Genomic DNA, 22,769 nt, shown 5'->3' with positions numbered 1-22,769 from the left:
GATAGTACAAAATAAAACTAAAAACATTTAAAGCTACACCGCAATATGAACAAGGAACTACTCATCGAAACCAAACAGCTACAGAAAAAATATGTAACTGATACTGTGGAAACTACTGCCCTGGCAGGTGTTGATCTAAGCATTGCCAAAGGCGAGTTTGTAGCCATTATGGGCCCGTCTGGTTGTGGTAAATCTACGTTACTGAACATTCTTGGCTTACTGGATTGCCCATCGGCTGGTATGTTTAAATTTTTGGGAGAGGACATTACACATGCCAGCGAACGCCAGCGCGCTAAGATCCGCAAGCAAAACCTGGGCTTCGTGTTCCAGAGCTTTAACCTGATAGATGAGCTGACCGTGGAAGAAAACATTGGCCTGCCACTGGCTTACCTTGGTGTGAGCAAAGCCGAGACCGAGAAACGCGTAATGGAAGCCATGGAACGCATGGGCATTGCACACCGTCGTAACCACTTTCCGCAGCAGTTGTCTGGTGGTCAGCAGCAGCGTGCCGCCATTGCCCGTGCCACGGTATCTAACCCAAGCCTGATACTGGCCGATGAACCAACCGGTAACCTGGACTCGGTGCATGGCCGCGAAGTGATGGCTTTACTTACCGAACTGAACGAAGCCGGCACTACTGTAGTAATGGTAACACACTCTCCTTCTGATGCTGAATATGCCCACCGTATTGTTAACCTCTTTGACGGACAGATCGTGACAGAGAACCTGAACGTAAGAAAGCATGTGGCAGAACTACTTTAAGGTCGCGCTCCGCAATATTTACCGCAACAAAGTTTATGCTGCCATTAACATTGCCGGACTGGCTTTAGGTATAGCTTCCTGTATCCTTATTTTTTTATATGTGCAGGATGAGCTCAGTTATGAAAGTCACTTCAGTAAAGCTGACCGTATTGTAAGGGTAGCAGCTGTAATAGAGCACGAAGGGCAGGTAAATAAATTTGCCTTGTCTGCTGCTATCCTTGCCCCTACACTTTTAAAAGATTACCCCGAGCTGGAGCGTGTAACCCAACTGGTAAGTGCCCGCAAGCAAACCGTATGGTACAAAAACAAAAGCTTTAACGAAGGCAACCTGTTCTTTGCCGATAGCTCCTTTTTCCGTGTGTTCGATTACGAGTTCCTGGCCGGTAACCCTGCTACTGCCTTAAACAAGCCCCGAACTATAGTTATAAGTGCGCAACTGGCAGGTAAGTATTTTGGCGGAGCCGAGCAGGCTATAGGCCAGGTGCTAAAATTCAGCCGCGACTCGTACATGGTAACAGGTGTTTTCCTTGACGAGAGACACTCGCATATACAGGCCAACGCATTTTTATCCCGCAGCACCCTCGACACCAGACGCCAGGACATCCTCACCGATGACAACCACTGGTTTAACATGAGCCGCTATACCTATGTGCTTCTGCAGGATGCCTCCCAGATTACCCCTTTTCAGGAAAAACTGAAGACATTTGCAGCCACCCATGTTACGCCCTGGATAAAAGAAAACAAGCTGAATGCTGCCATGAGCTTTGTGCTGCAGCCATTACCTTCCATACACTTCGATACCGTTTTCAGCTCTGATCTTGCACCGGCTGGCAACATTAACTACATCTATATTTTTGCGGCAGTGGCCGTTTTTTTGTTGTTAATAGCCAGCATCAATTACATGAACCTGGCAACCGCCCGCTCCTCCAAACGCGCCAAAGAAGTAGGCCTGCGCAAAGTGGTAGGTGCTTACCGTTCCCAGATCATCTGGCAGTTTATCGGCGAGTCGCTATTCATAACCCTACTGGCTGTAGTACTGGCACTTGCCCTGGTACAGATCCTGATCCCGAGTTTTAATGCGCTAACCGATAAAAATTTCGATGCCAACTTCTTTTTACAACCTGAAGTTTCGCTGGCTCTTTTTGCGATCATCCTGTTTATTGGTGCTATTGCAGGCAGTTACCCGGCTATTTTCCTGTCGGGTTTTAAGCCTATAGATGTGCTTAAGGCAGATAAAAGCCCGAAAGGCGGTAACGCAACGCTCAGAAAAACGCTTGTTGTGATCCAGTTTACGATCTCGCTCATCATGATCATCGGAACTATAGTTGTGTTTAGCCAGATGCGGTTTTTAAAGAACCGTGATTTAGGTTTTAACAAAGAGCGTGTCTTAGCCATCGATATACCTGTGGGCGACTCGATGCTGGTAAAACAATTGCCAACTATAAAACAGGAACTGCTCAGTCACCCCAACATCGAACATGTTTCTAATTCGGTCAATATCCCGGCTGAGTCTATCAATACCTTGCTGATATTTGCTGAGAAGGACGGAAAAACCTTACAGAATGCCATGGATGCGATGTTCGTGGACTATGACTTTATAGATGTGATGGGGATAGAGCTGAAAGAAGGCCGTAATTACTCCCGCAACTATAAGACCGACCTGAGAGGCGGCCTGATCATAAACGAGGCTGCAGCTAAAAAAATGGGCTGGGAAGACCCTATCGGGAAAAAGATAGAAATGGCTGACTGGGATGCAAAAGTGATCGGGGTAGTAAAGGACTTCCACATAAAATCGTTACACACCAACGTAGAGCCGCTGGTGCTTGCCCTGGTGCCTGAGTCGCCGGGTTATTTGCTGGTGCGCTACAAACCACAGAACATACCGGCAACTATAGGTTTTATACAGGAAAAGTGGCAGGCCTTCGATACAAAGCACCCAATGGAATACTTTTTCCTGGATGAGCACTTTGACAAACAATACAGGGCCGAAGAAAAGATGCTGACGGTGTTCGGTTACTTTGCCGGTTTAACTATATTTATTGCCTGCCTCGGTCTGTTTGGCCTGGTATCGTTTACGGCAGAGCAACGCAACAAAGAGATAGGTATCCGGAAAGTACTGGGCTCCTCTACAGGCAGTATTGTGTTGCTCCTCTCCCGCGACTTTGCCCTGCTGGTGCTGATCGCTATTGTGCTGGCAATACCTGTGGCGTGGTATGGCATGGATAAATGGCTGCAGGATTTTGCTTACCGCACCAGTTTAAGCTGGTGGATATTTGCCATTGCCGGTTTTGCTGCCATGTCGATCGCTTTGCTGACCGTAAGTTTACAGGCGGTTAGAGCTGCCTTGCAGGACCCTGTAAAGGCTATTCGCACACAGTAACCAACTATAGTTTAACTAAACTCCTACCCATAAAACGTATGAAAAAGCTACTTTACTCGCTTGCCTTAGTACTTCCTTTAACCTTACTAGCGCAGGATGTTCACAAATTCAGCCACACGTTACCGCTGTCTGGCACCAAAGAAAGCAACATACGGCTTGAGATACCGGCCGGTGAACTGACCCTTAAAACCGGTACTTCCCAACTGATAGACACCAAAGTAAACTATAACCTGAAGGACTGGAAGCCGAGCACCAACATAACCCGGAACAATGGCAGCACCAGCTTAACTATAAAACAGAAGAGCAACAATGGCAATAACGATGCAGGCGAAAACAAATGGAACGTAAGCCTGAACAAAAGCACTCCACTAAACCTGTCGCTAACGATGGGTGCCGGAGAATCTGACCTTGACCTAAGCAACAGCCGCTTGCAGAAATTGGAAGTAGAAGCCGGTGCCGTTAGCTGCGACATAAACCTGAAAGGCAGCACCGTAAAAGTAGTTGAGATCGCGGCCGGCGTAGGCGAACTGAACCTGGACATGACCGGTAACTGGGACCACAACGTGCAGGTAGATATTTCGGGAGGCATTGGGGAAGTAAATCTAAAGCTGCCTAAAAATGTTGGCGTGCGCCTGAACCCGACCGGGCTTGGCAGCAAAAACCTGAACGGCTTTAAAAAGAAAGGAAGCTATTACCAGAATGCAGCCTACGGCAAAAGCAAACATACGCTAACTATAAACGTATCCGGTGGCATGGGCAGCATAAATGTAGTGGAAGGGTAAGATCAGTTTTACCACACACAAGCACACATTTTACAACTATACGTTTAGGGCCGCAACCTTCGTTTTAAGCTTCTGTTACCGACTATAAAACTATGACTCTACGAAAAACACTCCTGCTGCTTAGCCTCACTGCTTTACTTGGTTGCTCCTCTGCCCGACCTGGCCAAATCTCGCAATCACTGCTGGAGCAATCCGACGACAAGTACCAGGTAACTATAGACTTGACCAAGGTGAAGGACGATAAAGTGCAGGTTACTGTAGTGGCCCCGGAACAGAAGCAGGAAGAACTGATCTACAACATGCCCAAGATCGTACCGGGAACTTATTCTGTCTCTGATTTCGGGAAGTTTGTAACAGAGTTTACAGCCCTGGATAAAAAAGGACAAAAGTTACCGGTACAGCAACTGGATGCCAACCGCTGGCGCGTAAAAGATGCCGACGATCTGCACAGCATAACTTACTGGGTTGATGACACCTTCGACTCTATGCGAAAGTCTGATGCCATATTTGAGCCGGGCGGAACGAACATTGAACCTGGAAAGAACTTTTTGCTGAACACCTTCGGGTTTGTGGGGTATTTTGATGGCATGAAGCAAATGCCTTACCAACTAACTATAACCAAACCGGAAGGATTTTATGGTTCTACACCACTCATTGCAACATCCACCACCGCTACGTCAGACACCTACTTTTTACCGGACTACGTAACGCTGGCCGACTCGCCATTAATGTACAACCGCCCTGACACCACAATACTTGACTTAGGCGAGACCGATGTTCTGGTATCTGTCTACTCCCCAAGCGGTAAGGTAAAATCGCAAACTATAGCAACCAACATTAAAGATATACTGGAGGCGCAGCGCAGTTATCTGGGTGGTAAACTGCCTGTTGATAAATATGCATTCCTGGTTTATGTGCCGCAACGTGTTGGTAAATCCGGTTCGTATGGCGCCCTTGAGCATTCCAATTCATCGGTATACTTTTTACCTGAAATGCCCGACGAACAGTTCAGCAGCACCATGCGGGATGTGGCTGCACACGAATTTTTCCATATCGTAACCCCGCTAACAATACACTCCGAGCAGATCGGCAACTTCGACTTTATAAACCCGGATATGTCTAAACATTTGTGGATGTACGAGGGCGTAACCGAATATTTTGCCTCGCATATGCAGGTGTATGAAGGACTGATAGACCTGGACACTTACCTGAACAAGATACAGGAACATATTGCTACAGCACGCGCTTACTATAACGATACCCTTCCGTTTACCGAAATGAGCGCTAACGTACTGCAGCCTGCCTATGAGAAAGAGTATGGCAATGTGTATCAGAAAGGCGCCCTGATCGGGTTGGTGCTGGATATACGACTGCGCGAGCTATCAGACGGGAAATACGGCCTCCGCGATTTAATGCAGGACCTGGGCAAAACCTATGGCAAGAATAAATCCTTTAAAGACGAGGAGCTGTTTGATAAGATAACCGAACTGACCTACCCCGAGATACGCGAGTTCTTTACCACGTATGTGGAAGGCAGCCAGCCACTCCCGTTCGAAGAAACTTTCAGCAAAGTCGGCATCATCTACCAGCCTCTGTCGAAGCAGATGATAAACTCATACGGTGGTTTTGTACCGGGTTACGATGCTGAAACTGGCAGAATTATAGTTGAGTCGACGGAAGGGATGGACGCTTTTGGCAAGGAGCTCGGGCTGAAAGACGGCGACCAATTACTGAAATGGAACGGTACCGACATATCGCCAGCCAACATACGCGAACTGATAGGCGAAGACCTGCAGGCCATGGAGCCCGGCGATGAAGTAACTGTAACCGTTAGCCGCAAAAACAATCTATCCAAGCCTACAGAAGTAACCCTGACAGCCAAAGTAAAGCAGATGGAACGTATGGTACCCCATTACCTGCAGCCAGACCCGGAAGCTACACCAAAGCAAAAAGCACTTCTGAAAGCATGGCTCAACTTGAAAACAGAATAAAACCTGACCAGGCAAACAAGCTACAATACAACAGTTAACCCTACTACTTATCACTTCAAAACCACAACCTCAACTATACAGATACACAACATATTGCGAATATTATATTTACATTGCAAACAATAACACCCCGTTCAGGTTAGTTTATTATCCGGCAAAAAGTATAGTTACTTATTGTGGGAAATGTATAATTTTGCGCACTACGATCAAACTATAGTTTGTATGCTTTTTTACTTTTGCCGATTCTTTTTATTTTTTGTACTTATTTCGCTTTCACTTACAGGATATTCCCAGAATTTCGGGGTGAGTGGTATTGTGCGGTCGGCGGCAGATAACGAAGCATTGATTGGTGCTACCGTATCGGTGCCACAACTCCGTATCGGGACGACAACCGATGCGAAAGGGTTTTATAGTTTGTCCCTGCCTGCGGGCACCCACGAACTGCAAACAACTTACATTGGCTTTTTGCCAGCAACGCAAACTATAACTGTTACCACCTCCGCCCAGACTATAAACATTAGCCTGCAGGCTACCGAAAACCAGCTGAGAGAAGTAGTAATTGAAGGCAACTCGCTGCAACGAAAACTGACCGACAACCGCATGAGCGTAGAGCAGCTCAGCTCTGTTGAAGCCAAATTGCTCCCTGCCCTGTTCGGGGAAGTAGACCTGATCAAAACTTTACAGCTAAAACCCGGTGTGCAATCTGGTGGCGAAGGCTCGTCGGGGTTATATGTGCGCGGTGGCGGTCCTGACCAGAACCTGGTTTTGCTGGATGATGCCGTTATCTACAACCCTTCGCATTTATTTGGCTTTTTCAGTGTGTTTAATCCCGATGCGGTGCGCAACGTGGAACTATACAAAGGCGGCTTTCCGGCGCAGTTTGGCGGGCGCTTATCGTCGGTGCTGGATGTGCGGATGAACCAGGGGAATAACGAAAAACTGCGAACAAGCGGTGGTATTGGCCTTATCTCATCCAGGTTAAGCTTAGATGGCCCGATCGTAAAAGACAAACTGACCTTCCTTGTTTCGGGACGACGCACGTATGTAGATACCTTTACCCGCGTTCTGAATAAAATGAACGAAGACAACAAAGAATACAGCCCAATCCCCGATTATTATTTTTACGACTTTAACGCACGCCTGAACTATAAACCAACTCCAAACGACGAGATAACTCTGAGCGGGTATTTTGGCCGCGACTTTTTTACGTTCGATGACGCTGATTTCAATTTCTCGTTCGACTGGGGCAATACCATGGGTGTGCTTAACTGGCGCCACGACTATAACTCACGGCTCGTTTCAAACACATCTGTTTCGGCAACCGGTTACCAGTACAACATACAAAACCAGATCGATGTGTTTAGTTTTAACCTGCTTTCCGATGTAAAAGACATTACCTTAAAAACTGACTACATCTGGACCCTGAATGATAAGCACAGTATAAAATTTGGCGCACAGGCAACCGACCATCGTTTTACGGTTGGCCGCCTCAACTTTAAAAGCGACGATGCAAACCAGAATTTCAGCGCTGGCAACAACTATAAAGCAAGCGAGTTTGGCGCCTACATTTCCGATGACTTTACGGTAAACCCGCTGCTGTCTTTGAATTATGGCCTTCGCGTTTCAGGGTTTAACAGCCAGGGCAAAACCTACGCTGCCCTCGAGCCCCGCGCAGCTGCCCGCTATAGTTTATCTGATAAAACATCTGTAAAAGCGAGCTACGCCAGCATGATGCAGTACATACACCTGGTGGCCAACTCCGGTGCATCGCTCCCAACCGATATCTGGTTTCCGTCTACGCCACGCGTAAAGCCGCAGCGCTCGCAACAAGTGGCTGCCGGCATCAGCCATTTATTCGGCGACGGAAAATACCTGGTAACTAATGAGACATACTATAAATGGATGCACCGCCAAATCGATTTCCGGGATGGCGCCAACCTGTTTGTGAACGATAGCCTTGAAAACGAATTCCTGTTTGGCAAAGGCGAAAGCTACGGAAACGAGATCTACTTCGAGAAAATAAAAGGCCGCACCACCGGCTGGATAGGCTATACCTTATCGTGGACCTATCGCCAGTTTGATGAGATAAACGAAGGCCGCCGCTTCCCGACGCGCTACGACCGCCGCCACGACATGAGCCTGGTATTATTGCATAAGCTAAATAAACGCCTGAGCCTTACCGGTGCTTTTGTGTACGGAACGGGCAATGCGTTTTCGTTACCAGTAGCCCGCTTCGCTTTCCAGGATGTGCAAGGCGAAGAGCCAAGTTATGTGCCTATTTACGAAGACCGCAACAGTTTCCGGTTAGATGCTTTCCACAGGCTGGACCTTGGCGTAGTGTGGAAGCTGAAGCCGAAGCGTGGTGAGGCCGACCTGACCTTTAACGCATATAACGCCTACAACAGGCGAAACCCTTATTTTGTATATTTTGAGCAACTAAAGGATGAGGAAGAAAACCAAACGATAGGATTCCGTGCCAAACAGGTTTCTTTGTTTCCGGTTATTCCTTCAGTTACCTATAATTTCAGATTTTAATGAAGCGCTTTTTATATTTAGCCCTGCCCCTGTTTTCTATCGTTGGCTGCAACATGGAGAAAGAGATCGAGATCGTGTTGCCTCCACATGAGCCGCAACTGGTTGTAGAATGTTACCTGGAGCAAGGCAGACCGTTTCAGGCTACTATACTCGAGACATCATCGTACTTCGATGCTCCTACGCCGCCTATAGTTCCGGACGCGGAAGTATACATTACTTTCCGGGATAAGCGTGTAAAACTAACGTACAGGCCTGGCTTCAACAACCGGACAAACAGCTACTATACGCACTCCTCTTATGCCAAAATGTATGGCAAGCCCGGCGAAGTATATGGTATTGAGGTAACCGATAGCAAAGGCCGCAAGGTGACAGGTTTTACTACTATTTTACCGAAAGTGCCTATTTCTAAAGTAGAATGGAAGTTTAACAACAAGGACAAAGCGTATTTGCTGACCACGTTCCAGGACGACCCGAACATTAGAAACTTTTACCGCTACATGACCCACCGCGACAGTCTGCAACGAGGCTCACAGCGGGAGTTTACAACAAACGACGAGCTGACAAACGGCAAAGAAACATCTTACGGCTCCGCCTACGATTACGAAGAAGGCGACACCCTGATCCTTTCACTTTTCAACATAGAAGAGCAGTATTACGAGTTCCTGCGGTCTGCAGAAGATGCCAAAAACTCGAACGGCAACCCATTCGCACAGCCAGCCAAAGTAAGATCATCCGTACAAGGCGGCTTAGGCATTTTCACGAACCTGGCAGTAGACAGAGATACGGTAATCATAGCTAAACCCTAAGCCGGTTACAGAACTATAGTCTGCAACCAAAACTGCAAAGGCAACGACATAAAAAAGGCCCGGGCTATAGTTTGCCCGGGCCTTTTGCATATCTATTTAGTTACAGGTTACTGAATGGCGATCAGTTCACGGATCAACCTGGTCATGCGTGGTTCGGCAATAGCAGCCGCATCTAAAATATCGCTCAGGATAACTTTTTTAATTCTGTCTGGAGTACCCATGTCGGTAATAACAGAGATGGCAAAACACGGAACACCCATGTGGCGCGCAGCAATTACTTCCGGCACCGTAGACATACCTACCGCATCAGCACCAATGGTACGGATGTAGCTGTATTCGGCCAGGGTTTCGAGCATTGGGCCTGGTACAGAAGCATAAACACCTGTACGCACTGTAAAACCTTCTTTAGCAGCTATCTCAACAGCCTGCGCTACCATTTTACGATCGTAGGCTTCGCTCATGTCCGGGAAGCGTGGGCCAAGCTCGTCCAGGTTAGGGCCAAGCAGCGGGTTAGACGGCTGCAGGTTGATGTGGTCTGTCTGGATCATCAGGTCGCTCACATTGTATTCCGGATTAAGGCCACCCGATGCGTTAGAAACGAACAGCTTCTGAACACCCAGCAACTTCATAACTCGAACCGGGAACACCACCTGTTGCATGGTATAGCCTTCGTAATAATGAAAACGGCCCTGCATCACTATTACACGGCGGCCTGCCAGAGTACCGAATATAAGTTTACCAGAGTGGCTCTCTACTGTAGAAACCGGGAAATGCGGAATGTCGGCATAGTTCAGGCTAAACTGTACTTCTATCTCTTTTACCAGCGCGCCAAGACCAGTGCCCAGTATAATACCAAACTCAGGTATAAAATTGTCGGTGTTCTGCTGTATGTAAGCTTTCGCTTCGTGTAGTTGCTGCATCATAATAGTAATCCTAAATGGCTGTAGTAATGGTTAATTTAAATTTGATTGTGCGAAATAGGCGATTTTATAGTTTATAATAAATGACATTCATCACAGGTTTCGGGCTTTAAACTATAAACCGCTGAACTATAGGTACCGGCAAGTTGCAAAAAATTACCCTGCCCCAAAAACAAAACTGCCCCAACTATAAAATAGCCGGGGCGGTTTAAAAAAGTTAAGTGTTTAAGAAGAGTTATTCACTCAATCACTTATTCAGTCATTCAAAATTACTCAACAGTCAGGTTGTAAGGCATACGCGTCTGGATACCCTGTATGTGCTCTACTTTCTTGTACATATTGTAAAGCGGGTATAGTTCGCCAAGTTCAGCTTTCACCTGCGTTTCTTTTACCTGCTTGCCTGCATCGCCCATCAGTTCTTCCAGGAACGACTTACGCGCCGGCAATTCTGTAATTCTGTAATCGTCTTTTATGTTCGCTTTAGCTGCAGCAATTTCAATGGCTGTTTCCAGTCCACCGAAAACGTCCACGAGGTTGCGCTGCTTGGCTTCTGCGCCAGACCAAACCCGGCCTGATGCATATTCTTTCAGCTTATCCTGTGTCATGCCGCGGCCTTGTGCTGCTTTCTTCGTGAACACATCGTAGATCTGATTGATCTGGCGCTGCACTACTTCCTGCTCAAACTCCGTCATTGGGCGGGTTAGCGTTGGCACATCAGAATACTTGCCGGTCTTCACGTTATCTATAGTTATGCCCAGCTTATTATTCATAAAGCCCTGTATGTTCGGGATAATACCAAACACGCCAATGCTACCTGTAATGGTGTTCGGGTGTGCTACAATGGTGTCGCAACCCATGGCCAGGTAATAGCCACCAGATGCCGCCATATCAGACATAGAAGCAATAACCGGCTTTACTTTTTTGGTCAGTTGTATCTCGCGCCACATTACATCCGAAGCAAGTGCACTACCACCCGGTGAACTGATACGCAACACCACTGCTTTCACTTTATCATCGAGGCGGGCCTTACGGATAGCATCTGCAAAACGCTCGCTACCTATCTCATCATCATCGCCTTTGCCATCCACTATATCGCCTTCGGCATAAATAACAGCAATGCGGTTTTTAGATGACTTCGACTCTTTTTTGCCTTCTGCTTTTTTGTACTTCGATAACTGCACCAGTTCCAGTTTACCATCTTTTTCTACACCTGATTTTTCTTTCAGATAAGCAATAGCTTCGTCATAATACCCAACATCAGTTATCAGGCCATATTTCTTGGCATCATCCGCATCACGCACCAGCAGGTTATCCGAAATGTTCTTCAGTTCTTCGTAGCTCTTGTTGCGTGCTTTGGCAATGTTGCGTAGCTGGTAATCGTTTATCGAGTTCAGGAATGACTCCATCTGCAGACGTGCCGGCTCACTCATTTTATCCAGGAAGAAAGGCTCTACAGCACTCTTAAACTCCCCTACTTTAAATATCTGCGGTTTGATGTCCAGCTTCTCCAGGGTGCCTTTAAAGAAGTAAACTTCTGAGCTCATGCCGTTAAACTCTACTGTACCCAGCGGGTTTACATAGATCTTATCAGCTACCGATGCCAGGTAATAAGCTTTTTCATTAGACAGGTCGGTGTAGGAAACGATAAATTTGCCAGACTTTTTGAAGTCGATCAGTTCGTTGCGGATCTCTTCGAGTTTGGCCATACCGGCATCCACGAAACGCATGTTCAGGAAAATGCCTTTAATGTTGTCGTCGGTCTTCGCTTTGCGGATAGATGCTTTGATCTGGTCCAGGCCATCGGTGCTTGATAAGCCGCCAAAAGCGAAGCCAAGTTCCTGCCACGGGTCCTGAGGATCGCGTTCGGCAATTGGTCTGTCGAGTTTCAATTCAAGTACAGAATTTTCTATGATCTTCACTTCATCTTTAGAGGCAGCGCTGGCAATAATGCCAACCATGATCAGGAAGCTGATCAGAGAGAATAAGAGCAGGCCAACTATAGTTGCCAGCACATATTTCAGGAATTGTAGCATATCAGGGTTTATATGGAAATCAATTTGTTACTGGAGAACGCTCTCCAACTACAATAAACAAAATTAAAGCTTATAGTTCAATAGCTAATACCTAACTCGACCAACCCCGCTATTGTATAGACAAACTTTTATAGTTAGAAAGTTAAAAAGTTTGGAAGTTAGAAAGTTGGGTTAGTTATAATTGCTGATTGTTGAATGGCTGGCTCTCCTAATATAAGTCGCAAAATATTGCGTCTCTACAAAATCCATTAAACTCTTTAACTTTCTAACTTTCTAACTTCCAAACTTTCTAACTTCTAGTATCTGTATTTCTTCCCCCACTGGGCTTGTAGTTGCTTGCGCATTTCTACTTCGCGGCCGTTGTTTCCGGGGTTGTAAAAAGCTGTGTTGGTTAGTTCCTGAGGCATAAATTCCTGCTCCACAAAGTTGCCTTCGTAGTCGTGGGCGTATTTATAGTTGTTGCCGTAACCTATCTCCTTCATCAGCTTGGTTGGTGCATTCCGGATGTGCAGTGGAACAGGCAGGTTTCCGGTTTGCTGCACCATTTGCCGGGCTGTTTTTATGGCCTTATAAGATGCGTTGCTTTTAGGTGATGTAGCCAAATATACCGTGCACTGCGACAGAATAATTTCTGCTTCCGGGTAGCCGATCATCTGCACAGCCTGGAAACATGAAGTAGCCATTAACAACGCGTTAGAGTTAGCCAGGCCAATATCTTCAGACGATGCGATAAGCAACCTACGTGCTATAAACTTAGGATCTTCGCCACCTTCTATCATGCGGGCCAGCCAGTACACAGCCGCGTTAGGGTCAGAGCCACGAATAGATTTGATGAACGCCGAAACCAGGTCATAATGCATCTCACCGGACTTGTCATACATCACAATGTTCTGCTGGGCAACCTGCTTTACAAGGTCGTTGGTAACTATAACTTCGTCTGCGCCCTGTACCCCTTCGGCTACAATTTCCAGCAGATTCAGAAGCTTACGCGCATCGCCACCCGATATAGTTAACAGTGCCTCGTATTCTTCTATTCTAACCTTGCGATGGCGCATCCATTCGTCCTGCTCCAGGGCTTTATCCACCAGTTCTATCAACTCGTCTTTGGTCAGGTGCTTGAGTATGTAAACCTGGCAACGCGACAGTAACGCCGAAATCACTTCGAAAGACGGGTTCTCGGTAGTAGCGCCAACCAGGGTTACAGTTCCTTTCTCCACAGCGCCCAGCAAGGCATCCTGCTGAGATTTATTAAAGCGATGGATCTCGTCTATAAAAAGTACCGTCCCTTGTCGTTTCTTAGCCTGGTCAATCACTTCCCGGATGTCTTTTACACCAGAGTTGATGGCACTTAATGCCACAAAAGGCACCTTCATCTGGTTGGCAATAATGTTAGCCAGCGTGGTCTTTCCAACGCCCGGAGGCCCCCACAGGATCATACTTGGTATCACGCCGCCCTCTATGTAGCGACGCAAAATGCCATCGGGCCCAACCAGGTGTTTTTGTCCGTAATACTGATCTAAATTGTGTGGCCGCATGCGCTCAGCCAACGGTATGTTCGGGTGGATCATCTACTCTATCGTTTACCTCTAAGGGTTTAAAGCAAAGTTACGGATTTGATTACAAAGAAGGCAAAGCTATAGTTTGTCACTCTTCGTTTGTCGGTTCTATCTTGTTTTTTCGCTCCAGGTGCTCCCTTGTTGCTTCGCTATCGTCGCGCATAGCCGGCTCAGTCATCGGGCTGCGTTCCGGCTTCTCGTCTCCAAACAAAACGCCCCATTGCTTAAAGTCCTCGGTGCGGTCAAACACTACTTTCAGCACTGCGATGATCGGCAGCGAAAGGAACATACCGGCAATACCGGCAATCTCACCGCCAACCACCACACCAACTATAGTTGCCAGGGCGTTTATCTTTACTTTAGAACCCACAATGCGCGGCATCAGGATATTGTTATCCAGGAACTGCACACCGGCAATTACGCCCAGCACTGTTAGTATAGGCCATAGTTCCGACGACGATGCCAGTGTCAGTAGCACGCCAATAATGTTGCCCAACAACGCGCCCACGTATGGTATCAGGTTCAGGAAAGCGAAGATGAGCCCGATAAGCAAGGCATGTTTTATACCGATGATCAGCAGAATACCTCCCAGCAAAATGGTCATGTACGTTACCTGGATCAGCAACCCGAAAAGGTAGCTTTTAATGATGACCTGCACCTCGCGTAGGGTCTCCTCCACTTTTTCATGTTTCTGTTCGGGGAACCAAAGGAAGACAAAGCGCAGCAACAGGTTTTTGTAGAACATGATCAGGAAAATATAGATAGGCAGCAGGCCCAGGAAAATGATCAGTGACGTAACCGAACCGGCCACGCCACCCAGCAACGTGCTGGCATAGTTGAGCATCTTATTGCTTTGTTCTTTTATAAAATTCAGTTGCTCAGCTGTAGAGAAAGGCGTAATACCTTCCAGCCACGAACTTAACGCTCCCAGGTGGTTCATTACATTTTTCTGGATCTTCGGAAAATCAGAGATCAGGCTGCCTATCTGCACCGAAAAGAACCAGATAATGAGCCCGAACACTATGGCCAGTGCCAGCAGACTTATCACAATACCTAACACATCGGGCACCCCTCTTTTCTTGAAAAAACGGAATACCGGCATCAGCATGATACTAATAAAAAATGCCATCAGCAGAGGTGCCAGCAGCCCTTTCGCCAACACAATTATCCACCCCAGAAAAAATAGTCCCATAATTTCCAGGGAGCGTTTTGCGGTCAGGGGCATGGTTTTCAGATCCATAGTTTTTTATATCGTTTTTTTGTAGCTCATCCTTATACGGAGTAAGTACAATTTGCGCGTACCTTTGCAGTATGAGTAAACAAGTACAGGTGCACGGAGCACTTTTCCTGGTGGCCCTGATATACGGAAGCAACTATAGTATAGCCAAAGAAGTGATGCCTGTTTACGTGGGGCCTTACGGGCTTATTGTTATCCGGGTGGTGTCGGCGGCTATCTTTTTCGGAATATTCTCGCGGCTGGTGGTAAAAGAGAAGATCGTAGGCTGGGCAGATAACATGCGGTCTGTACTTTGCGGCATTACCGGCATCGCTATTAACCAGCTCTGTTTCTTTGGCGGACTTAACCTTACCTCCCCTATCAATGCGGCGCTGCTGATGGTTATAGTTCCGATCATCGTGCTCATTTTCTCAGCGATACTGTTGCGGGAGCGGGTGAGTTTGCGTAAAGTTTCGGGTATTGCGCTGGCCTGTTCAGGAGCTTTTCTGCTGATCTATAGTTCGCGGGGCGAGGGTACGCCCGGAAATTTGTGGGGTGATCTGCTTATAGTTTTAAATGCCGCAAGCTATGGTTTGTACCTGGTGCTGGTAAAGCCTCTGATGCAGAAATACAATGCCTTTACTATAGTTAGCCGCATTTTTGCCGTGGGAGCAGTTATAGTTGTGCCATTCGGGTTTAACCAGGTTATGGCCCCAAACTATAGCTCGTTCCCAGCGGAGATCTGGTATGCTATTGTTTTTATGGTGCTGGCTGTAACTATAGTTGCGTACCTGTTCAATACCTGGGCGTTACGCTATGCCAATCCCTCGCTGGTGGGTGCCTACATTTACCTGCAGCCACTCATGGCCATTTTTATAGCTATCGGTTTCGGGAAAGATGTGTTTACCATGCAAAAAGGAATTTACGCCTTGCTGATATTTACAGGTGTGTACCTGGTAAGCCGCACAAGGCAGAATGTCGGGACTGGTGAGTAACGGAAAAAGACTTGGCAGCGTGCGCAGTAGCTGCTAGTGTCTGTCCTTTCGTTGTCATTTCGACGAAAGGAGAAATCTGGGTTCTATAGTTTAATCCTCTGCTTTCCTAAACCAAGCTATCCTTTCAAATCACTTCAAATCCTGGAAGCTTTACTTACCTATAGTTTCAAATCAGCCTTGATGCCCTCATGGCCGGGAGGCCCCGTCTTCGGGCATCGCGCGGTGTACATTTCCTTTTCTCGTACCTCGAAATGCCTTTCGGCACCGGAAATCTACAAGGCGCTCAACCCAAAGACTGATATCTTTCTCATAGTTACCTCTATTCTATATTTGGAAACAGCATTTCTTCGATATTAATCGTGGTTGTATTTCCGTAGGGACAGGTCGCGACCTGTCCGTTGATGGACTGTAACTATAGAACTATAAAGGCAACTATAACAATAGCAGAAGTATCCCCTTGAGGACAAGTGAGAACGGGAGTTCGAAACTTGCGAGAATAGCTCAATAGGGGTGTTAAATCACTAACTATAGAACTGTAAATCCAACCATAACTAAAGCAGAAATCTCCCCGCATTAGACTACCGAGAAGAGATTTCGAAGGTAGCGAGCGTAGCTCTGAGGGGTCGGGGGTGGTTGGACCACGCAAACTTTAAAACAAAACACTCGTCTAAACCAACCATCCTTTAAATCTCAAAAATCTTAGTTCAGGTGCAAATACAAAAAAGCCCCGCGAAATGCAGGGCTTTAAGTTTCCATCTGACCATTTGTTACCTGCTTAGTACCAGCCGGCTGCGGTATAGTTTATTGTTCATTTTTACTTCACAGATGTATATACCGGTCTGCATGTCAGCGCTTCTAATTTCCAGCTCGTGCGTACCTGCTACGAGTTGTTTAACCGGCACTTCCCGCACCAAACGCCCTCTTATATCCAGTATCCGCACAGCTACCGCCGACGGTTCCGTTACTTTTAGCCGCATGGTCGCTGAGTTGGAGAACGGGTTTGGATAGATACTGAGCTCCTCATTTTCGGTTACCAGTTTCTCATCTTTGCTGTGGCTTGCCAGCATATTGTCCGGCATATCGCCCACATAGTATGGCCGCATCATTTCGTGGTCTTCATGCGAGAGAATATGGCAATGCCACACGTACAATCCTTCCCTGTCGAACTTCGCTACCAGGCGGGTTACTTCTCCGGGTGCTATGGGGTAAGTATCTTTTCTACCGTTCTGGCCAGCCTCCGGTGGTCTCGGTTGGCCCAGCAACCGGATACTACTTTCCGCAACTACACCTTCCTCCGGATCTTCAAAATCAAGCCTGAATTTTTGTGAACTTAGTACCTCAAACGATACCAGGTGCAGGTGTATTGGGTGTGCATCCGGGGTGGTATTATAGATCTCCCATACTTCTGTAGCATTCATATCGGGGTTCTCGGTTATCTCATCCTCCCAGTCCAGGGCGCCGTCTTCAATAGTTCCCAGCATGGCCTTCAGTCTTCCCTGTTCGTCGGTGCCTTCAAAAAGCAACAGCTTTCTTACTTTGGCGTTTGCCGGCCCCGCGTGGTCAAACATGGCTGTTGTGCGAAGTGAGGAAGGCACTGGAGTAAGCGCAAAATCTGTATTCAAAGGCTGGTTAATCCTGAATGCCATGATCTGCCCTTCTGCATTCGGGTCTGGCGTGGAGCCATTCGGGAAAGGTGTTTTACCATTGTTCCTGACGATGATGGTTTTCCCCCATAGGACTGGATCTGAAAAGTCTATCACCACATCTTTCCGCTCGCCCGGTGATATAAGTAACTGGTTGTGTACCACCGGTGCCGGCAGTAAACCATTATCCGTACCAATTTGCCAGAACTTAAGGCCTGGAGCCATATACAGGTTATAGAACCTTGAATCGGAACCGTTTAACATGCGGAAGCGGTATTGCCTTGGCTCTACTTCAAGCACCGGCCAGGCCTTTCCGTTTACGAGAATAATATTGCCAAAAAACTCCGGTGAGATGCCTACTTCTTCCCCCGAATCATCATGGTTATTATGCCCTGCCCCGTAATATAACTGACCATCAGCGGTAAACATACGGTCCTGTATGGCCAGGCCAATATCGTATGGGTCGGCAGGTAACTGGTTGGTGGCTTTCAGCTGTTGTTCGTGGTCATCAGTCAGGATATAGAAACCCGCCATACCGGCATACACATTCAGCCTGGTGATACCTAAGGCGTGGTCGTGATACCAGAGTGTAGCGGCTTCCTGGTCGTTGTGGTAATAGTATGGTTCATCGTCGCCTTTTTTAAAGTCCACGCCAACCTTCGTGAAATTAGGCGTGAACCATGCTTCAGGCAGGCCATCGCTCGCAGACTCGGTATGGCCACCGTGCAGGTGTGTTACAACCGGCACGCCGTATTGCTCCCAATTTTCCACGTGCTCCATGGCCCAGTGTATACTTTCGTCTATATGCAACAAATGCGGTAAGGGGTTTCCGGTACCATCTCCATTTGCAGTAAGATGGTTGTACCAATATACCTGTACCTGTACATCTTTTTTAGCAACAAAAGTCGGCCCCGGGTATTTCCCGTTATAACCCCAGACGGTTGTCTTCAAGGACTTGCCAGCAGCATCAACCAGGCCCAGCTCCTGCTCAAACTGTGTGATATACATATTAAATAGACCGCCCTGTCTTGCATCTATAACTTCAGGTATCGGTAACGCATTTTGGAACTTGGGTTGTGTGCGTGGGTCAAGAAGCTGACTATAGCCTGGTAGTGCCAGGAAAAGGAATAACAGCCAGGTATAGTTTTTCAGGATGTATAAATATCGCATGATTTATGATTTTGAGCTTTATGGTAGAATAAGGAACAACAGGGCAGCTGCTTTACAGTAGTGGGAACTACTCATTATACGTTTTATTCAAGAAAATATCAAAAACAAACTATAAACATTTAATCATACACACCTGATATAGTGCCACTTACAGAATAAATCTGTAATGCATAAGGTAAGGAGATGGCAGATTAACTCCTTCTGCCAAACTCTATAAATTGCCAACTCTTAACATCCTGGTCAATAAAAAAACCCCTGCCAGTTTGCACCGGCAGGGGTTTTTATAATATAGTCAAAAGTTTTTAGGTCGACTGATGCGATCTGTTACGGTTGCCGTTGCTTCGGTTACCGCCACTACGCTGACTGCCGCCACCATTATTACCCCTGTTCTGAGAGCTAAAGTTACCGCTAGCGCTTGAGCCTGCAGCTGGTTTGTTGCTCCAGCGACTTCTGCCACCGTTGCCACCCTTTTTCTTCTGCTCTTTCATAGTTGATGCAGCTTCAGCAAAATCCTTGGCTGTCATCGGGTACGGGTGGTTATCAATAACCGGTACGTTCTTAGCGATCAGCTTCTGAATACTTACCAAGTAAGATGTCTCTTCGCCATCGCAAAACGATAACGCAGTACCACTTGCTCCGGCACGACCTGTACGGCCAATGCGGTGCACATAGGTTTCCGGCTCATTCGGCAACTCATAGTTGATCACGTGGTTCAGGTCGTCTACATCAATACCACGTGCTGCGATATCAGTTGCTACCAGTACGCGGGTACGGCTCGCTTTAAAGTTATCCAAGGCACGCACACGGGCGTTCTGCGACTTATTGCCATGTATCGCTTCGGCCTGAACTCCGGCTTTAGCCATATCTTTCACTACTCTGTCGGCGCCATGCTTGGTTCTGGTAAATACCAGGGCACGGTCAATTTCATTGCCTTTCAGCAAATGTATCAACAGGTTTTTCTTATCAGCTTTCTTAACATAGTAAACCGCCTGCTTTATAGTATGTGCCGTACTTGAAACCGGTGTCACTTCTACTTTAGCAGGATCAACCAGAATATTATCAGCAAGCTTCATGATCTCCGGTGCCATAGTAGCCGAGAAGAACAACGACTGACGTTTCTCCGGTATCACGTTCAGTACTTTGCGTACATCATGCACAAAACCCATGTCCAGCATGCGGTCTGCTTCATCCAGTACAAATATCTGCAGGTGGCTCAGGTCAACAAACTTTTGCGCCATCAGGTCGAGTAAACGGCCCGGTGTTGCTACCAGTATATCTACGCCTCTTTTCAGAGCTTCAGTTTGCGGGTGCTGCGATACGCCACCAAAAATTACGGTATGCTTTAAGCCGGTGTTACGGCCATAAGCGCCAAAGCTCTCTCCTATTTGCAAAGCCAGCTCACGTGTTGGCGTAAGTATCAGCGATTTTATAGTTCGCTTGTTACGGTCCTGTGGTAGGGCATGCAGTAACTGCAGAATCGGAATGGCAAAAGCAGCTGTTTTACCAGTACCGGTTTGCGCACAACCTAACAGGTCGCGTTTCTGAAGTATGTAAGGGATTGCTTTTTGTTGTATCGGGGTAGGAGTTGTGTATCCTTCTGTTTTGAGAGCGTTTAGGATAGGCTCTATCAGGTTCAATTCGTTAAATGTCATGTAATTGGTCTTATGATGCTGTACAGTACCAAGTGCACTGGCTCAGCTTTGCCCGGGAATACATAGCATTTGCAATTAATCCCGGCGTTATTATTCTCTATCAACCTTAAAAGGGGAACTATGGTTCTATTTGATCCATAATGATTGACAGTCTGCAAAGATACACTTAAATATAGTGGTTTCCTATGCCGGCTTGTTAACGTGCTTTCCCAACTATAGTTCGAATCAGATATGGCCAACCCTCATAGCAACAGGAAACTGCACCTCGTAAGTTCTGCCATCCGGCCAGGCTTTCCTAAACTTTTCTATCACACGGTCTAAAGGAGAATACCCGTTTCGTTGTATGTAATGCTGCACTGCAGACCAGGAGTTAAGATATCCCAGTAAATTTTCTAAGGTCCAGGCAGTAGTTATAGTTAGTTCGGGCTTCTCTTCGATCTCTGTAAATGGGAAGGGAATGGTGCTATAGTTTTCATCAATATAATTTCGTTCGGCATCCCAGTAACCCTCCAGCACATTATGGTAGAAGTCTCCTAAAACGGGGTTTACTTCCGGCGATATGCGGGGCAGGTTGTAACACCAGACTGCTATGATAGCTTCGGGTCGGGCAATACGGTACACTTCACGGTAAAATACATCAAAATCGAACCAATGGATGGCCTGTGCCACTGTTACCAGGTCGATGCTGTTGTCTGGCAAATTGGTTTCTTCAGCGCGGGCGTGCAGGTAATGTATGTTGTCTTTCTTGATAGCGTTGTCGAGTTGCTGCTGGCTTATATCAGAAGCATAGACCAAGTGACAGCGCTCTGCCAGTTTTGCTGCTACCTGCCCGTTTCCCGTACCGCAATCCCACGCATTGGCATAGTGCGGTTTCAGGCTGAAAATAAATTCGTAGAGCGCATCCGGGTAAACCGGCCTGAACTTCGCATACAGTTCGGACTGGGCAGAGAAATTGTCTTTCGCTTCTTTCATAGCCTTACTTTTTCAGGAATGTCAGCAACGGGGTTATAAATTTATCAAACGCTTCGATATGCGGCATGTGCCCTACTCCTTCCAGTTCTACCAAGGTACTGTTCTTTATCTTTTCAGCTGTGTCTTTGCCTAACTGCGGATAATGCCCCATAGTTGCTGCCACTTCTTTCGGAGCCAGGTTTTTGCCCAAAGCGGTACGGTCACGTTGGCCAATAATAAGCAAAGCTGGCATTTGTAGCTGGTCAAATTCGTAAAGTACGGGCTGGGTAAAAACCATATCATAAGTAAGCGCGGCGTTCCAGGCGATGCGTGGGTAATCTTTGTTAATTGTCCAGCCGGCAAGCAGTTTTGTCCACTCGTCGTATTCTGGTTTCCAGTTGCCGCCATAGTAGTTTTCCAGCTGGTACTTTTTAATCTTTTCGTAGTTCTGCTGCAACTCGCCTTTGTAAGCCTGGTCTACGCTTTGGTAAGGTGCTTTAAGCTTCCAGTCTTCCAGTCCTATTGGGTTAACCAGAATCAGTTTCTCAGCCATTTGCGGGTACATCAGCGCAAAACGCGTCGCCAGCATCCCTCCCATCGAGTGGCCCAGTACACTTACCTTTTTAATATTTAGTGTATCTAAAACAGCTTTGGTATTCTGAGCCAGCAACTGAAATGTGTACTGCAACTGCTCTGGCTTGGAGCTTTTGCCAAACCCAATCTGATCTGGTATAATAACCCTATAACCGGCTTTAGAAAGCGCATTTGCAGTTTGCTGCCAGTAAGCCCCATTAAAGTTTTTGCCATGCAGCAGCAGTATAGTTTTGCCGTTTGCCTTTGCCGGTTTCACATCCATGTAAGCCATGCGCAGTTTCTGCTTTTGTATAGTTAGCGGCAGGTATTGCACCGGGTACGGGTATGTATAGTTCTCCAGGTTAATGTCCAGGTTCTTCAGGTTGTTTTGTTGCTGGGCTATAGTTGGGAATTGCAACAGTAAAAGGGCAAGTATAAGTGTAACCGTTTTTCTCATCTGTGTTAAAGTTATGATTATTAACTATACGCAATCCCGGAACTAAGATTTTTAAGATTGGATGGATTTTAGGATCAGGCTGGAGTAAACCGAGTGTTGTAGAGACGCAACACCTTGGGTCTCTGCTATGAAACTATAGGTCTGAGTTATAGTTGGCATTACTCTGCAACTATAGCCAAGCGAGTCTGGAGACTCGCATCCACTGTGCGTCACCGGTTGGATACCGGCGCCAGTGTATTTGCGGAACTATAGTTCAAATCCTGTTCATTCTTAAATCCTGAAAATCCTGATTCAGAAAAAAAAACGCCCGGCCTTAATCAGACCGGGCGTTTCAGTAAACTATAGTG

The 22,769-nt window shown here is 46.9% G+C and carries 15 protein-coding genes; 7 read left to right on the top strand and 8 right to left on the bottom strand.

Annotation, left to right across the window (positions count from 1 at the left end; translation table 11 throughout):
* Nucleotides 1-45 precede the first annotated feature (45 nt).
* From ABS362_RS09770 to ABS362_RS09745, 6 genes are all read left to right on the top strand, one after another.
* Entirely contained in the window at nt 46-762 is a 717-nt protein-coding gene (locus ABS362_RS09770; RefSeq protein WP_350412259.1) for an ABC transporter ATP-binding protein, read from the top strand.
* Nucleotides 743-3,142, top strand: coding sequence for an ABC transporter permease (locus tag ABS362_RS09765; RefSeq protein ID WP_350412258.1), 2,400 nt, complete (start codon nt 743-745; stop codon nt 3,140-3,142). The genes ABS362_RS09770 and ABS362_RS09765 overlap by 20 nt, the downstream gene beginning before the upstream one ends.
* Nucleotides 3,143-3,180: 38 nt before the next feature.
* Nucleotides 3,181-3,924: a toast rack family protein gene (locus ABS362_RS09760; RefSeq protein ID WP_350412257.1), complete on the top strand. Its 744-nt coding sequence runs from the start codon at nt 3,181-3,183 to the stop codon at nt 3,922-3,924.
* Between the two features lie 92 nt (nt 3,925-4,016).
* Nucleotides 4,017-5,915 (top strand): M61 family metallopeptidase, encoded by a 1,899-nt coding sequence (locus ABS362_RS09755; RefSeq protein WP_350412256.1) that lies wholly within the window; start codon nt 4,017-4,019, stop codon nt 5,913-5,915.
* 222 nt (nt 5,916-6,137) lie between these two features.
* Nucleotides 6,138-8,450 (top strand): TonB-dependent receptor, encoded by a 2,313-nt coding sequence (locus ABS362_RS09750; protein ID WP_350412255.1) that lies wholly within the window; start codon nt 6,138-6,140, stop codon nt 8,448-8,450.
* Nucleotides 8,450-9,256: a DUF4249 domain-containing protein gene (locus ABS362_RS09745; protein WP_350412254.1), complete on the top strand. Its 807-nt coding sequence runs from the start codon at nt 8,450-8,452 to the stop codon at nt 9,254-9,256. The genes ABS362_RS09750 and ABS362_RS09745 overlap by 1 nt, the downstream gene beginning before the upstream one ends.
* 107 nt (nt 9,257-9,363) lie before the next feature.
* Here the strand turns inward: ABS362_RS09745 and ABS362_RS09740 are convergent, their stop codons facing one another.
* The 4 genes from ABS362_RS09740 to ABS362_RS09725 form a co-directional block, all read right to left on the bottom strand.
* Nucleotides 9,364-10,179 carry a purine-nucleoside phosphorylase gene (locus ABS362_RS09740; protein ID WP_350412253.1) on the bottom strand — a complete coding sequence of 272 codons (816 nt, stop codon included), beginning with the start codon at nt 10,177-10,179 and terminating at the stop codon, nt 9,364-9,366.
* 266 nt (nt 10,180-10,445) lie between these two features.
* Complete coding sequence (gene sppA, locus ABS362_RS09735; protein ID WP_350412252.1) at nt 10,446-12,209, bottom strand: signal peptide peptidase SppA; 1,764 nt, start codon at nt 12,207-12,209, stop codon at nt 10,446-10,448.
* Nucleotides 12,210-12,505: 296 nt separating this feature from the next.
* The gene (locus ABS362_RS09730) at nt 12,506-13,777 is read right to left on the bottom strand and encodes a replication-associated recombination protein A (RefSeq protein ID WP_350412251.1); all 1,272 of its coding nucleotides are present in this window, start codon (nt 13,775-13,777) and stop codon (nt 12,506-12,508) included.
* A 76-nt stretch (nt 13,778-13,853) separates the two neighbouring features.
* Nucleotides 13,854-15,005 (bottom strand): AI-2E family transporter, encoded by a 1,152-nt coding sequence (locus ABS362_RS09725; protein ID WP_350412250.1) that lies wholly within the window; start codon nt 15,003-15,005, stop codon nt 13,854-13,856.
* 71 nt (nt 15,006-15,076) lie between these two features.
* Here ABS362_RS09725 and ABS362_RS09720 point away from each other — a divergent pair, with 71 nt between their 5' ends.
* On the top strand, nt 15,077-15,976 hold the full coding sequence (locus tag ABS362_RS09720) for a DMT family transporter (RefSeq protein ID WP_350412249.1): 900 nt from the start codon (nt 15,077-15,079) through the stop codon (nt 15,974-15,976).
* Between the two features lie 767 nt (nt 15,977-16,743).
* Here ABS362_RS09720 and ABS362_RS09715 read toward each other — a convergent pair.
* The 4 genes from ABS362_RS09715 to ABS362_RS09700 form a co-directional block, all read right to left on the bottom strand.
* Nucleotides 16,744-18,789, bottom strand: coding sequence for a multicopper oxidase domain-containing protein (locus ABS362_RS09715; RefSeq protein ID WP_350412248.1), 2,046 nt, complete (start codon nt 18,787-18,789; stop codon nt 16,744-16,746).
* A gap of 302 nt (nt 18,790-19,091) precedes the next feature.
* A complete protein-coding gene (locus tag ABS362_RS09710; RefSeq protein ID WP_350412247.1) occupies nt 19,092-20,441 on the bottom strand; it encodes a DEAD/DEAH box helicase in 1,350 nt (449 codons plus the stop codon).
* A 225-nt stretch (nt 20,442-20,666) separates the two neighbouring features.
* The gene (locus ABS362_RS09705; protein ID WP_350412246.1) at nt 20,667-21,413 is read right to left on the bottom strand and encodes a class I SAM-dependent methyltransferase; all 747 of its coding nucleotides are present in this window, start codon (nt 21,411-21,413) and stop codon (nt 20,667-20,669) included.
* 4 nt (nt 21,414-21,417) lie between these two features.
* Nucleotides 21,418-22,422 (bottom strand): alpha/beta fold hydrolase, encoded by a 1,005-nt coding sequence (locus ABS362_RS09700; protein WP_350412245.1) that lies wholly within the window; start codon nt 22,420-22,422, stop codon nt 21,418-21,420.
* Nucleotides 22,423-22,769: the final 347 nt, after the last annotated feature.

Origin of the sequence: Pontibacter populi (genome assembly GCF_040278685.1) — a bacterium.
Taxonomy (GTDB): Bacteria; Bacteroidota; Bacteroidia; order Cytophagales; family Hymenobacteraceae; genus Pontibacter; species Pontibacter populi.
Note: the sequence above shows the minus strand (reverse complement) of the source record. Positions and strands in the feature narration are given on the sequence as shown.